The organism is Burkholderia thailandensis E264 (genome assembly GCF_000012365.1).
GTDB classification, from domain to species: domain Bacteria; phylum Pseudomonadota; class Gammaproteobacteria; order Burkholderiales; family Burkholderiaceae; genus Burkholderia; species Burkholderia thailandensis.
The window spans coordinates 947,855-962,065 of record NC_007650.1; the positions used below are offsets into that span (position 1 = coordinate 947,855).

Genomic DNA, 14,211 nt, shown 5'->3' on the forward strand with positions numbered 1-14,211 from the left:
GGAATGCCCACGATAGCGGATGCTGCGCCCGGGGGCGGGGCGGCCGCGCTAGCGACACGCGGCTGCGCCGCATGGCCCGCGCCGCCGGCGGCCGCACGCCGCACGCGGTCACGGAATTGGCAGCTCGGCCTCGCGCTTCACCTCGCGCAGCGACAGCGCCGACTCGATCGACGTGACGCCGGGCAGCACGCGCAGCGTCTCGCGCAGGAACGTGCCGTAGTCGTCGAGATCGTGCGCGACGACTTGCAGCAGATAGTCGGCAGACCCCGATACGTTATGGCACGACAGGATGCGCGGAATGCCGAGCACCTCGCGCTCGAAGCGGTTCGCGACGCTGCGGTCGTGAACCGCGCAGCGCAGCAGCACGAACGCGACGACGCCGAAGCCGAGCGCGTTGCGTGAGATCTGCGCGCGGTAGCGCTCGATGTAGCCGTCGCTTTCGAGACGCTTGAGCCGGCGCGCGCACGGCGTTTCGCTCAGGCCCACCGAATCGGCGAGGCGGGCGACCGGAATGCGGCCGTCGAGCTGCACTGCGGCGAGAATGGCGCGGTCGGTTTTGTCGAGATCGATCATGATGTGGGAAAGCTCTAAAAAATCGGTTTCTAGTAGTGTATTCCAATAATTTTCGTACATCAGCCGGCCAAATTGGCCAAAAAAACCTCGCCGAGCAGGTGCAACATGGAGCCCTTTTTCATCCGGGTTCGATCATGCTTTCCGCTCACCTGCTGCTCGTCTATGTTGCCGCCGTCATCGCCGTCTACGCCGTGCCCGGCCCCGACATGGCGTTCGTGCTGCAGACGGGCATCGGCCGCGGCGCACGGCACGGCGCGGCCGCCGCCGCCGGGCTCGGACTCGCGCGCGCCGCGCACGTGACGCTGTCCGCGTGCGGCGTCGCCGCGCTCTTGAAGAGCGCGCCGTGGCTTTACGAGACCGTGCGCTACGGCGGCGCGTTCTACCTCGCGTACGTCGCGGTGCAGATCTTCCGCTCGCCGGCGTTCGCGCTGTCCGACGACAGCGCGTGCGCGCCCGCCGCCCGGCTGCGCCATACCTTCGCCAAGGGCCTCCTCACCAATCTGCTCAACCCGAAGGCGCTGCTGTTCTGCTCGGTGCTGCTGCCGCAGTTCGTCCAGCAGGGCGGCGCGCCGGTGATCGCGCAGATGGCGGTGCTCGGCGCGGTGCTCGTGCTCGCGGGTCTGTGCTTCGATCTCGCGTGCGTCGCCGGCGCGACGCGCATCGCCGGATGGTTGCGCGCGCATCCGTTTGCGCAGATAGCGCAGCGCTGGACGTTTTCCGCCGTGCTGCTCGGCTTCGCGCTGCGGCTGTCGATCGACTGACTCGATTGGCCGATGCGACGCGCGTGAGCGCCGGCATCGACGCACGTAGCATTCGGCGCGTGCGAGGCAACTCACCCACCGCGAATCGCCCGACAGCGCCCGAATTTGCGTGAATCGTCGCGTCTCACGCGCCTTGCGCGCTGCGCGCGCCACCCGTGCGCATGCGCGTCTCGCGCGGCGCGCCGAACGTCGCGAACGGCCGCCGCGAGCGCTGGAGACGCCGACGCAGGATCGCCGCGCGTGCTTTACACTTGCTTTGCCGTACTGTCGCACGGTCCCCGTGGCGGCGTGTGTGCGCCGTCCGACATACCGCCCGGAACTGCGATCGCGCGACCGTGTCCGAATCCCGGCAACCCGTCATCACGGCTTCTGGAGGATCCGAATATGGCAAGGCATCTTCACGCCGGCAATGAATCGCGTATCGTCGCCGAATCCACGTGCATCGGTCCGTGCGATCCGGCCGAGACGATTCGCGTGATGGTGATGTTGCGGCGACAGGAAGAGCAGCACCTCGATTCGCTGTTGCAAGGCCTCGCGAGCGGCGATCCGAACGCGAAGCCGGTCTCGCGCGAGGCGTTCGCGCGGCGTTTCTGCGCGCATCCCGACGACGTCAGGAAAGTCGAGGCGTTCGCGCAGCAGCGCGGCCTCGCGGTCGCGCGCGTCGATCCGGTCGAAAGCCTCGTCGTGCTGACGGGCACGATCGCGCAGTTCGAGGCGGCGTTCGGCGTGAAGCTCGAGCGCTTCGAGCACCGGACGGTCGGCCGGTATCGCGGCCGCACGGGCGACATCACGCTGCCGGACGAGTTGCGCGACGTGGTCACCGCGGTGCTCGGGCTCGACGATCGCCCGCAGGCGCGGCCGCACTTCCGGCTGCGGCCGACCTTCCAGCCCGCGCGCGGCGCGGCCGTCACCTACACGCCGCCGCAGCTCGCGGCGCTCTACGATTTTCCGCCCGGCGACGGCGCGGGCCAGTGCATCGCGATCGTCGAGCTCGGCGGCGGCTACCGGCCGGCCGAGATCCAGCGGTATTTCAGCGGCCTCGGGCTCGCGCAGCAGCCGAAGCTCGTCGACGTGAACGTCGGCGCCGGCCGCAACGCGCCGACGGGCGATCCGAGCGGGCCGGACGGTGAAGTCGCGCTCGATATCGAGATCGCGGGCGCGATCGCGCCCGGCGCGACGCTCGCCGTCTATTTCGCGCAGAACAGCGACGCCGGCTTCATCCAGGCGGTCAACCAGGCCGTGCACGACACGACGAACCGGCCGTCGGTCGTGTCGATCAGCTGGGGCGCGGCGGAGGCGAGCTGGACGTCGCAATCGATTCAGGCGTTCAACCGCGTGCTGCAATCGGCCGCGGCGCTCGGCGTGACGGTGTGCGTGGCGTCCGGCGACGACGGCTCGAACGACGGCCTGCAGGACGGCGCGAACCACGTCGATTTCCCGGCGTCGAGCCCGTATGCGCTCGCGTGCGGCGGCACGCGGCTCGACGCGCTGCCGGGGCAGGGCATCCGCAGCGAGGTCGTGTGGAACGACGAAGCGGCGGGCGGCGGCGCGACGGGCGGCGGCGTCAGCACCGTGTTCGATGCGCCGCAGTGGCAGAGCGGCCTGAGCGCGACGCTCGCGCGGGGCGGCGGCGCGGCGCCGCTCGCGAAGCGCGGCGTGCCGGACGTCGCGGGGGACGCGTCGCCCGCGACGGGCTACGAGGTGCTCGTCGCGGGCACGTCGACGGTGATGGGCGGCACGAGCGCCGTCGCGCCGCTGTGGGCCGCGCTCGTCGCGCGGATCAACGCGGCGGCGGGCAGCCCGGCGGGCTGGATCAATCCGAAGCTGTACCGGAACGCGGGAGCGTTGCACGACGTCTCGGTGGGCGAGAACGGCGCATATGCGGCGACGCCGGGCTGGGACGCGTGCACGGGGCTCGGCAGCCCGGACGGCGCGAAGGTCGCGGCGGCGCTGAAGAGCGGCGCGGCGGCCTGACGGACGGTGCGCGAGACGGTGCGCGGCGCCGACGCGCCGGGCGCCGCGTTGCGCAGGCTACGGCGTTGCGGCGCTTGACGCCGCGGGCGGGCTGCCGGAGATTCTGGCGGCGCGCGACGGCGGGAGCCGGTTCCCGCCGCGGCGGTTCGGCTGCGCCGGCGCACGGTGTGCGCGGTGTACGGCGCTCGGTGCACGACGCCGCCGGCGGCGATGGTGGCGGTGGCGGCGATGGCGACGTGATGCGCAACGCCGCCGCGCAGCCCGCGCGGCGGTAACGGTTTCGAATTCCCGGCTCGCCGTTGCGACGGAGCCGGGGCCGCAACGGCGCGTCGCTGCCGCTGCGGCGAAGCAGCGACGGCGGCGGCAGCGCATTGCGCGAGGCCGTTCCGAAGCCGGCCCGGCGCGATTCGCCGCTTGCGGCGCACGCGGCCGGTGCCGGCGGCAAACGGCTTGGCACGATTGACGATTCGTTCATGCACCCTCAATCGAACAGAAGGAGCAGCACGATGAGCATCGATTCGACTTCTTCCGGCGGCGCGCAGCCGCTGCATCACGGCGCTTCGGCCTCGGTTCACGCGCCGCCCCCTATCGTCGTCACGCCGAAGGGCGACGGCGATCAGCCGTTCTTCGATCCGCTCGCCTACGGCAACGGCCCTGACGATTCGGTGACGGATACGACCGAGGCCGCGGCGATCACGCACCACACGATCCGGATCGACGGCCGCACGATCGCGTACACGGCAGCCGCGGGCCACCTCGTGACCGTCGACGAGAGCAGCTCGCAGCCGGCCGCGAAGATCTTCTACGTCGCGTTCACGCAGGACGGCCAGCAGGAGGAAGCGCGCCCCGTCACGTTCTTCTACAACGGCGGGCCGGGCTCGTCGTCGGTGTTCGTGCTGCTCGGCTCGTTCGCGCCGCGGCGCATCCGCACGTCGATGCCGAGCTTCACGCCGCCCGCGCCGTACCAGATGGAAGACAATCCGGACAGCCTGATCGACAAGAGCGACCTCGTGTTCATCAACCCGGTGGGCACCGGCTACTCGACGGCGATCGCGCCGCGCAGGAACCGCGATTTCTGGGGCGTCGATCAGGACGCGAACTCGATCAAGCAGTTCATCAAGCGCTATCTGACGAAGCACAACCGGTGGAATTCGCCGAAGTACCTGTTCGGCGAATCGTACGGCACCGCGCGCAGCTGCGTGCTCGCGTACAAGCTGCACGAGGACGGCGTCGATCTGAACGGGATCACGCTGCAGTCGTCGATCCTCGATTACCGGCAGGCGGGCAACCCGGTGGGCGCGCTGCCGACCGCGGCGGCCGACGCGTGGTATCACAAGCGGCTCGGCGTCGCGCCGACGCCGACCGATCTCGGCGCGTTCGTCGAGGAGGTCGCGCAGTTCGCGCGCACCGACTATCTCGACGCGCTGCGCAAGTTTCCGCAGTCCGACGCGGCCGTCGTCAAGAAGCTGTCCGACTACACGGGCATCGACACGACGACGCTGCTGTCGTGGAGCCTCGACATCGCGGGCTACGACGCGCGCGGCAACGCGCTGTTCCTCACGACGCTGCTCAAGGCGCGCGACCTCGCGCTCGGCGCGTACGACGGCCGCGTGACCGGAATCGAATCGGGGATCGCGGGCAAGATCGATCCGAACTCGGGCGGCAACGATCCGACGATGACGGCGGTGTCGGGCGTCTACACGGCGATGTGGAACTCGTATCTGAACGAGCAGTTGAAGTACACGTCGAACTCGTCGTTCACCGACCTGAACGATCAGGCGTTCAAGTACTGGGACTTCGGCCACATCGATCCGACGGGCGCGCAGCAGGGCGTCGATGCGAAGGGCAACGTGATTCTGTACACGGCGGGCGATCTCGCCGCGACGATGGCGTTGAACGTCGACCTGAAGGTGTTGTCGGCGAACGGCCTCTACGATTTCGTCACGCCGTTCTACCAGACGGTGCTCGATCTGCAGCAGATGCCGCTCGAGGCGCCGACGGTGCGGCAGAATCTGTCCGCGCGGTTTTATCCGTCGGGGCACATGGTGTATCTCGACGGCGGCTCGCGCACCGCGCTCAAGCGCGATCTCGCGCAGATGTACGAATCGACGGTGCGCGACACCGCGGCGGTGATGCGGATTCGCGCGCTGCAGGAGAAAAAGCGCGCGTAGCGCAGCGCGATTCGCCGGCGGCGGCGAGCGCCCGGAACGCCATGGCAGCAAGGCGCCGCCGGGCGCTCGCGAGCGCTTGGAGGCGCCGGCGGCACTTGGCGACGAAAGGCCCGCCGCCGTCAACGCTTGCGAATCAGCACATCGGGCGACAACTGCTCGCAGCTGTTGACGCCGAGCATCGCCAGATTCCGGTCCACTTCCTCGCGCAGCAGGGCAATCGCATGCGCGACGCCGGCCTCGCCCGCCACCGCCGCCGCATAGTTGAAAGGCCGTCCGACGAACACCATCCGCGCGCCCAGCGCCACGGCCTTCAGCACGTCCGAGCCGCGACGAAAGCCGCTGTCGATCATCACCGGATACCCGTCGCCGACTGCCTGCACGACGTCGCGCAGGATTCGCATCGGCGATACGGCGCCGTCCAACTGGCGGCCGCCGTGGTTGGACAGGATGATGCCGTCGGCGCCCGCTTCGCGCGCGATCAGCGCATCGTCGACGCTGAGCACGCCCTTGATCACCAGCTCGCCCGTCCATTGCTCGCGGATTCGCCGCACGTGCGCCCAGCTCAGGTGGTCGCGCGCGGAGAAATCGCGCAGCACGTTGGCGGAGAGAATCGGCGCGCCGCGCGTCGCAAACGAATTCTCGAAGTGCGGCATGCCGTGCGCGAGCAACGTGCGCGCGAACGTGCGCAGCAGCCAGCGCGGCCGCGTCAGCCCGTCCCAGAAGAGGCGCGGGCTCGGGCGCAGCGGCGTCGAGAAGCCGCTGCGCACGTTGTTTTCGCGGTTTGCGGACACCGGAATGTCGACGGTGACCACGAGCGTCCGGTAGCCGGCGCGCGCGACGCGCTCGACGAGCGCGCGGATGCGGCCGGCGTCGCCCGGGAGGTACGCCTGGAACCACGTGCCGGGCGCGGCGGCGGCCACGTCTTCGAGCGGAATCAGCGACGAGCCGCTCATGATCGACGCGATCCCCGCGCGCTGCGCCGCACGCGCGAGCACGACGTCGCCGCGATACGTCGACAACGCGTGGATGCCCATCGGCGCGATGCCGAACGGCGACGCGTAGCGGCGGCCGAACAATTCGACGCCCTGCCGCCGCTGCGAAACGTCGCGCAGCACGCGCGTCACGAAGCCGTACTCGTCGAATACCGCGCGGTTGTCGTCGCGGGTGCGGTTGTCTTCGGCCGCGCCGCTGACGTAGCCGAAGATCGGGCGCGGCAGCGCGCGGCGCGCCTTCGCCTCGAAGTCGTGCAGGCTCAGGACGTCCCGCAGGACGCGCGGCGGCCTCGCGGCGGCGCCTGCCGCAGGCGGGCTCTGTTCGACGATGGGAGAGGTAACGGTGCTCATTGACGGGCGCTTTCCTGACGTGACGCAGGCATTCTAGGCAGCCGCCGTATCGAAAAAAAGCGATAATCTTCAAACGAAATCGTTCGATAAAAGCGAAGAATCATGGCAACTCCGACGCTCAAGCAACTGGACGCCTTCTACTGGGCGGCGACTTGCGCGAATTTCTCGACCGCGGCGCAGCGGCTTCATCTGTCGATCTCGTCGTTATCGAAGCGGATCAACGAGCTGGAGCAGGTGGTCGGGCGCACGCTGTTCGATCGCAGCGGGCATCGCGCGGTGCTGACCGAGGACGGCGCCGCGCTGCTGCCGGCCGCCGTTCGCGTGCTGGAATCGGTGGCCGCGCTGCAGGACGCGTTCGCGGGCGACAAGGGATTGAGCGGGCGGCTGCGCTTCGGCGTCGGCGAACTCTCGGCGTTGACATGGCTGCCGCGTTTCGTCGCCGCCGTGCAGGCGTTGCATCCGCAGTTGAGCCTCGAGCCGTACGTCGACGTGGGCGCGGCGCTCGAAGAGAAGGTGGACGCGGGCGAGCTCGATTTCGCGGTGATCGCGGGCCGTTCGTCACGCGGCAGCGTCCTGTCGCAGCCGGTGGCCGACGCCCGGTTCGCATGGATGGCCGCGGAGAAGCTGGCGGGCGGCGAGCGCGCGTTGACGCCGGCGTTGCTCGCGCGCCATGCGCTCGTCATTCTGCCTGCGGGCTCGGGCGTCACGCGCATCCTCGACGAATGGCTGCTCGCGTGCGGGATCAATCATCCGCGGCGCATCGCGTGCAACAACTGGAGCGCGGTGGCCGGCATGCTGCGCGAAGGCGTCGGCATCGGCTTCCTGCCCGCCGACTGGGCCGATGCGCGAACGGGCGGCGGCCTCGTGCAACTGACGAGCGAGCCGCCGCTCTCGCCGCTCCACTATGCGTTCCAGTGGCGGCGCGGGGACATGCGCGGGCTGATTCCGTCGATGCTGGCGCTCGTGCGGCGGCACGCGGATTTTCGCTGAGCCGGGGTTCGGCTCGCGTCGGGATGTCGGGATCGTTGGCGTCTTGTCGCCTGGCGGCGACACGGGCGCGGGAGGCGGCGTGGGGCGCGGCGTCAACGGCGGGCGCGGCGAGAGCATGCCGGCGCGTGCCGGGCTTGCCCGCCCGATCGCCCGATCGCCCGAGCGCCCGGACGGCGCGGCGACGCGGCCGGCTCGGCGAAGCGGAAAAGCAGTGAGGCAGTGAGACGGCGAAACGACGAAACGTCAGGCGGGATGACCGGCGGGATGACCGGCGGCCGCGCAGCCGTTCGTCCCGCTCGCATCGGTGTCCGGCGCGCCGGATTCAATCCTGGTCGATGCAGGACACTTCCTTCGGATCGGGCATCCACAGGTAGCACAGCAGCGACATCAGCACGCACGCGGACACATACCAGAAGAACCAGGTCTCGTGACCGATGCTCTTCGTCCACAGCGCGATGTATTCGGCCGTGCCGCCGAACAGCGACACCGTGATCGCGTAAGGCAGACCGACGCCCAGCGCGCGGATCTCGACCGGAAACAGCTCGGCCTTCGCGACCGCGCTGACGGACGAATAGAGGCTCACGATCAGCAGCGCCGCCGAGATCAGCGCGAGTGCGCCGCCCATCGTCCTGGCCGTCGTCAGCGCGCTGAAGATGGGCACCGTGCACAGCGTGCCGAGCACGCCGAACGCGATCAGCAGCGGACGGCGGCCGATGCGGTCGGACAGGCTGCCGAACACCGGCTGCATCAGCACGAACGCGATCAGGCTGATCACGGACACCATCGATGCGTCCGCCTTGCTCATCCCCGCGCTGTTGACGAGGAACTTCTGCATGTACGTCGTGTACGCGTAGAACGCCACCGTGCCGCCGAGCGTCAGGCCCGCGACGATCAGGCAGGCGCGCTTGTGCCGAAGCAGTCCGGCGGCCGACGCGCGGCTGCGCCGGCTTTGCCGGTGCTGCTCGAACGATTCCGTTTCCTCCATGTTCCGGCGCAGGAAGATCGCGACGCCCGCCGCGAGCGAGCCGATCAGGAACGGAATGCGCCAGCCCCAGCTTTCGAGTTGCGCGGCGCTCAGGAAGAACTGCTGCAGCGCGACCAGCACCGCCATCGCGAGCAGTTGGCCGAGCGACAGCGTCGCGAACAGGAAGCTCGAATAGAACCCGCGGTTCGTCTTGTCGGCCATCTCGCTCAGATAGGTGGCCGAGCTCGCGTATTCGCCGCCGAGGCTAAGGCCCTGCAGCAGCCGCGCGAGAACGAGCAGCACGGGCGCCGCGATGCCGATGGTGCCGTAGCCGGGCGTGAGGCCGATGATCAGCGAGCCCGCGCACATCGCGAGCACCGAGATCAGCAGCGCGGCCTTGCGTCCCTTGCGATCCGCGTACAGGCCCACCAGCCAGCCGCCGATGGGCCGCATCACGAAACCGACGGCGAAGATCGCCGCGGTGTTGAGCAACTGCCCGGTCTGGCTGCCGGACGGAAAGAAGACCTTCGCGAAATACAGCGAAAACGCCGAGTACACGTACCAGTCGTAGTACTCGATCAGATTGCCGACCGATCCGCTGAAGATCGAGCGAAGGCGGGCGAGGGTCCCCGCCGGCGGGGAATAGGGGGGAGTGGCAAGAGGGCTGGCTTGCGACACGTGATGTCTCCGGTTTCGATTGTCTTCATGGCCCGTGCGATTGCCGACGCCGGACGGCGGCGCGCGGTCGGGTGCAGCAAGGGTAAGAGGAGGACGTAATCGGCGGAAAGCGAAATAATCGGAACAAGTTTGTTCGCTTTTATGGAAGCTTCCGCGAAGAGACGAACTGGTGGCGCGGCGGGGCCACGTGTCGCGCCGAAAGCCGGACGCGCCGCGCGACGGTTGCCGCGCGGCGCGTCACGGCTCCGGATATTCCCGCATGCTCCCGCGCGCGGGCATCCCGCTTCATGTCGGCCGCTTGCGCGGGCGGCGGCGTCGTCATCCGGAACGCCGGCGCGATCGCGCGGCACTCATTCGGGCTGTGCAGCCGATCGATCCGGCGCATCGGCGCATCCGCGCCGGACCGATCGGCTTGCTTTCGACGGAGCGAACGTGCCGGCGCGCGATCGTTGCGTGATTGTTGCGTGATCGTCGCGGCCGGCGGGCCCGCGAAGCGCAGGCTCGGTGCCGTCAGTTCACGCCGACGGCGCTCCACGCACGCGCGACCGTTGCGCTCTCAGCCGACTTCGCGCCGTACAGGTCGTTCGCCGCCTGGATCGACGCGCGACGCGCGCTCGGATAGCTGGAGTTGGTGGTCAGGTACACGGTCAGCGTCCGATACCAGATCTTGCCCGCCTTGTCGCGCCCCAGCCCGCTGAAGCTGGTGTCGCCGTTGCAGACCAGTTGGCTCTTCGACAGCCCGGTATCGGTCGACGGCGCGACCGGGCCTTCCGCCAGCAGATAGAAGAACCGGTTGCCGACGCCCGACGTGTAGTGCGGATCGTGACGCGGATTCGCCCACGAGAAGCCGCCCGACGGATAGCAACTGTACGACCGGCCGTCGAGATCCTGCTTGTACATCTTGCGCAGGCCGCCGCTCGTGATGCGCGCGCCGATCACGTAGTTGCCCGGATCGTTCGGGTTGTTCGCGTAGTACTTGACGAGCGTGCCGAAGATGTCGGAAGTCGATTCGTTCAGGCCGCCCGCATCGCCCGAGTAATTCAGGTTCGCGGTGGCCTCGGTCACGCCGTGGCTCATCTCGTGCCCGGCCACGTCGACCGACACGACGGGCTTCGGCAGACGCGTGCCCGGCTCGCCGTCGCCGTACACCATCACGCGCGACGACAGCCACGCCGCGTTCGCGCCCGTCGTGCCGCTGCCGGTGTCGAACACGACGTGCGCGTAGCTCCTCACGCCGCGGCCGTCGTTGAAGATGCCGTTGCGGTTGTGCGTGGCCTTGTAGTAGTCCCACGTCAGCGCGAGACCGTAGTCGATGTCGGCGGCGACGGTCTGCCGGTCGCTCGTCGTGTTGTTGCCCCACACGTTCGTGCTGCTCGTGAAGATCGGCAGATCGTTGGACTGCTCGACTTCGTCCGAGCTCAGTCCGCGGCCGTCGTACACCGAGCCGCCGCCGCGGGTCGGATCGAGCAGGCGGTACGCGTTCGTGCCGGTCTGGTCGGTCGTCAGCGACAGGTTGCCGTAGTACAGCGAGCGGCCGGTGCCGGTCGCGGAGGCGGTCTTGATCAGGTCCTGCGCGTCGAGCACGTCGCCCGTGCGCGCGTCGACGTAGTAGATCACGGCTTCGCCGTGCGCGTCGGTCGCCTTGCCGTACACGCGCACAGCGTAGGCGAGCGTCGGCGCGGCGTCGCGCGCGAACACGACGAGATCCGCGCCGTCGACGCGGCGCAGGTCCGCGCCGAAACGCCGGGCCGCGACGCGCCGCGCCGCGTCCGCGCCCACGTCGGGCGCGTTGCGCACCACGAAGCGCTCGCCGACCTTGCCGATCTTGCCCGCGAGGTTGATCGGCGCGGGCTGCGTGAGGCTTGCCTGTTTCAGTTGCCCCTGGTTCGAATGGACGACGACGTCGCCGCCGATCACGGGCAGCCCCGCGTAAAAACGGTCGAAGCGCACGTGCTCGGTGCCGTCGGCGTCGACGATCACATCGCGCACCTGGAACTGGTCGCCATCCGCGGGCGCTTTCGCCTGCGCGCCGGCGAACTTCAGCGTGCGCGCGGCGCTGCCGGCGGCGAGGTTGAAGGTGGACGGGTTTTGCCGGATCAGTTGCAGCGCGCGGTCGGCCGCGGCCTGCGGATCGTCGGCTTGCGCAAACGCGCTGAAACACGCGAGCGAAATCGCGGTGACGGACAGCAGGCAAGACAGTTTCTTCATGGAATCCCCCAGATAATGAATGATTGCGTGATTATTCGAAATGCATTAACTGCAAGCATTAAACATGAGAGGTACCTTCGAACTGCAGAGGCATGCTAGGAGGTCAATTTAATATTTACAAGATATTTACCAAAAAATTAATGCTTCATTGTTTCGGTGTGAATCGGGTCAGGTGTTGGTGAGGAATTTGAAATGATCCTGTGCGACGCATCGGACGCGCTGCGGACGTCTGGCCACGGACGCGAGACGGGCGCGAATTGGGCAAAAATCAGGCGAAAATCGGGCATTTCTGCGGGCGGGGCGGCGCTGCGCACGGTGCGGCCCGATGGAGTGCGCGGCGCGCATGACGGCCGATAGCGGCGGCTATGTTTGATTTTTACGGATATTCATCAGGATTGTTGAGCGTGTTTTTTTGTGAATATTCGGTTGATTCGCGGGGGTATGGTTGTTAACCCGGATTGCCTGAATTTTAAATTTGGAAGCGAAAATCGGCGGAACGGGCGGCGCGCCGAATGGCGGAATTTGTCCCGATGGATGAAATGGCGTGGCGCTCGACGATGCGGAAAAACGACGCGACGGCCGCCGGCATCGTGGATAGCGGCGCGATACCCGCTTGATGCGGGCGAGGTATCGCCGTGCGCATCGGGTGGTCGTGACGGGCCGGCTCGATGAGCGATTGGCCGCGCCCGGCCGGCGTGAGGGCCGATCCGGTCATGCGCGCGCTCGCAGCGCTTCGGCCGCTCCGCGGCGAAGCCGCGAGGCGCGCGCATGGCCGCGCGCGGAGGCGTCCGGAACGGGACAAGGGCAGGAGCTTGACGAAGCGGCGGCAACCGCGTGCGACGTGCCGGCTGCGTCGGCTGACGCGGCTCGTCGCCGCGTTGCGTATCGGAGCGTCATGTACGCGCGGTGCGTGTTGCGCCGAGGCGGCGGCAAACATCCCGGCGCGCGCCGCGCGAAGGCCGATCGCGGCGACGCGGCGCGATGCGGCCGGTCAGGGCTCCGCTATGCACATGCCGACACGGTCGTCGCCTGTCTCGACGATCCACGCGTTCGATGCGAGCTTGCGAAAGCGCAGGTCGATCTCGTCGCCGACGTCAGGCAGCGCGGACGGCAGCGGATACGACGCCGCGCTGTCGCGCGCGGTGTAGGCGACGTGGTTGACGCGGCAGAGCAGCGAGCCGTCGCCTCTGAAGAGCGTTTGCAACGAGCCGCTGCGATCGATGGACAGGTCCACTTTCTCGTGCTCGAAGCAGCCCGACACGTGAACGCGGTGCACGTCGAGCCAGAACGACGTCGACAACACCGCCTGACGCGTCACGCCGTCCTTGTTGAGCACGAAGCGCGGCTGACGGATCACGCATTTGCTGCGCGGCAGATCGCGATACGCGCCGACCGTGACGTACCACGCCGTCCATCCGCTCAGCGCCACCACGCACAGCGCGATCAGTTGCTCTTTTCGATGAAATAGGCTTGGCACAGTTCAGGTGTTTCGTAGATGGATTCCGGGCATACCGCGAGCCAGTCGTTCGATCCCAGTTCGATCTCGTAGACGAAGCTGCCCTTGAGCGGTTTCACGTCGATGGCTTTCAGCAGGTCGGGCTGGTTCATGCGGCCGTCGGAGAAGTAGTGGATGCCGTCGATGGTTCGCGTGAAGCGGAACCGGAAGGTGTTGTCGCGATGCCGGAACGTCTGCCATGTGAGCACGCTTGCCCACGCCGCGAGCGTCACGTAGATCGCGAGATGCGCGGCTCGGCGCCGGGGCGATCGCGCATGCGCCGTGCGCGTGACGGGGCGCGCCGCGCCCGCCTCGCCGGATGGCGGCCCGGACGGCGGCGGGGAGGCGGAGGCGATCGGCGCAGGCGATGCATCCGGCGCACTCGATGCGGCGGGCGGCGCTTGCATGTCGGCCGGCGCGGCGGCGGGCGCGGGTTCGGACGCAATAGGCGAAGCCGACGAAGCCGACGAAGCGGACGCGGCGTGTGCGTCCGGCGAAGGCGGCGCTTCGTCGAGCGGCTCGGCGAACCCGAGAAAGCGAAGGCCGAGCCGCGGCAGCGTCTTCACTTGCGTGGGCGGGATGCCCTGCTCGTCGAGCTTCACACGCAGCGCGCGCACGAGCTGGTGATAACTGCCTTCCGTGACGAAGAGCCCCTTGCTCTCCCAGATTTGCTCGATCACGGCCTGCTTGCTGGCCGTGCCCTGCATCAAGATGCAAAGCAGCTCGGTTTCGTTGGCGGTAAGCGTGGTGACGATGTCGCCGCGAGAAAGCGTCATCGCTTGACTATCGAATACGACACTGCCGTCGATCTGGTACTTGCTCAAAATATGGCGTTTCTCACTGTTTGAAAAGTCATTCGAAGGCGACGTGAATCGCCACATATGGGCCGACTCGAGCGAGTGCGCATCGAATTGCGCATTGCGCGTATTTCTTTTCGAGTACTGACCAATGGCGGCGCGTGTGGAAGCCGCGCTGCCGCGCCGTTGGGCGGCGTCTGCGTCAATCTGTCGCGGAGGTCCGGATAAGGCGAGCGGCGTGTGGCGCTCCGATAGTG

At 68.2% G+C, this 14,211-nt stretch carries 11 protein-coding genes; 4 read left to right on the forward strand and 7 right to left on the reverse strand.

From position 1 onward, the window contains the following. Nucleotides 1–108: 108 nt before the first annotated feature. Entirely contained in the window at nt 109–573 is a 465-nt protein-coding gene (locus tag BTH_RS04210; protein WP_009896082.1) for an Lrp/AsnC family transcriptional regulator, read from the reverse strand. 134 nt (nt 574–707) lie between these two features. On the opposite strand from BTH_RS04210, the gene BTH_RS04215 reads away from it, so the two are divergent. The 3 genes from BTH_RS04215 (at nt 708) to BTH_RS04225 (ending at nt 5,479) form a co-directional block, all read left to right on the forward strand. Beyond that, nucleotides 708–1,334, forward strand: a complete 627-nt coding sequence (locus tag BTH_RS04215) for a LysE family translocator (RefSeq protein ID WP_009896084.1) — start codon at nt 708–710, stop codon at nt 1,332–1,334. Between the two features lie 384 nt (nt 1,335–1,718). Next, the gene (locus BTH_RS04220; protein WP_009896085.1) at nt 1,719–3,308 is read left to right on the forward strand and encodes a S53 family peptidase; all 1,590 of its coding nucleotides are present in this window, start codon (nt 1,719–1,721) and stop codon (nt 3,306–3,308) included. Nucleotides 3,309–3,814: 506 nt separating this feature from the next. After that, nucleotides 3,815–5,479: a S10 family peptidase gene (locus BTH_RS04225; protein WP_011401037.1), complete on the forward strand. Its 1,665-nt coding sequence runs from the start codon at nt 3,815–3,817 to the stop codon at nt 5,477–5,479. Nucleotides 5,480–5,598: 119 nt separating this feature from the next. Here BTH_RS04225 and BTH_RS04230 read toward each other — a convergent pair whose 3' ends face one another. Then, nucleotides 5,599–6,822 carry an alpha-hydroxy acid oxidase gene (locus BTH_RS04230; protein WP_009896087.1) on the reverse strand — a complete coding sequence of 408 codons (1,224 nt, stop codon included), beginning with the start codon at nt 6,820–6,822 and terminating at the stop codon, nt 5,599–5,601. Between the two features lie 102 nt (nt 6,823–6,924). Here BTH_RS04230 and BTH_RS04235 point away from each other — a divergent pair, with 102 nt between their 5' ends. Next, the gene (locus BTH_RS04235; protein ID WP_009896089.1) at nt 6,925–7,812 is read left to right on the forward strand and encodes a LysR family transcriptional regulator; all 888 of its coding nucleotides are present in this window, start codon (nt 6,925–6,927) and stop codon (nt 7,810–7,812) included. Between the two features lie 322 nt (nt 7,813–8,134). On the opposite strand, the gene BTH_RS04240 is transcribed toward BTH_RS04235, so the two are convergent. The 5 genes from BTH_RS04240 to BTH_RS04260 all read right to left on the reverse strand — a co-directional run bounded on the left by BTH_RS04240 (nt 8,135) and on the right by BTH_RS04260 (nt 14,038). Then, complete coding sequence (locus BTH_RS04240) at nt 8,135–9,454, reverse strand: MFS transporter (RefSeq protein WP_009896091.1); 1,320 nt, start codon at nt 9,452–9,454, stop codon at nt 8,135–8,137. Nucleotides 9,455–9,964: 510 nt separating this feature from the next. Continuing rightward, nucleotides 9,965–11,662, reverse strand: coding sequence for a M4 family metallopeptidase (locus tag BTH_RS04250; protein WP_009896094.1), 1,698 nt, complete (start codon nt 11,660–11,662; stop codon nt 9,965–9,967). 469 nt (nt 11,663–12,131) lie between these two features. Continuing rightward, nucleotides 12,132–12,377 (reverse strand): hypothetical protein, encoded by a 246-nt coding sequence (locus BTH_RS34285; RefSeq protein WP_025370181.1) that lies wholly within the window; start codon nt 12,375–12,377, stop codon nt 12,132–12,134. A 276-nt stretch (nt 12,378–12,653) separates the two neighbouring features. After that, nucleotides 12,654–13,091, reverse strand: a complete 438-nt coding sequence (bprQ, locus tag BTH_RS04255; protein WP_009896098.1) for a T3SS regulator BprQ — start codon at nt 13,089–13,091, stop codon at nt 12,654–12,656. A 14-nt stretch (nt 13,092–13,105) separates the two neighbouring features. Then, on the reverse strand, nt 13,106–14,038 hold the full coding sequence (locus BTH_RS04260; protein WP_011401039.1) for a winged helix-turn-helix domain-containing protein: 933 nt from the start codon (nt 14,036–14,038) through the stop codon (nt 13,106–13,108). Between the last annotated feature and the right edge of the window lie 173 nt (nt 14,039–14,211).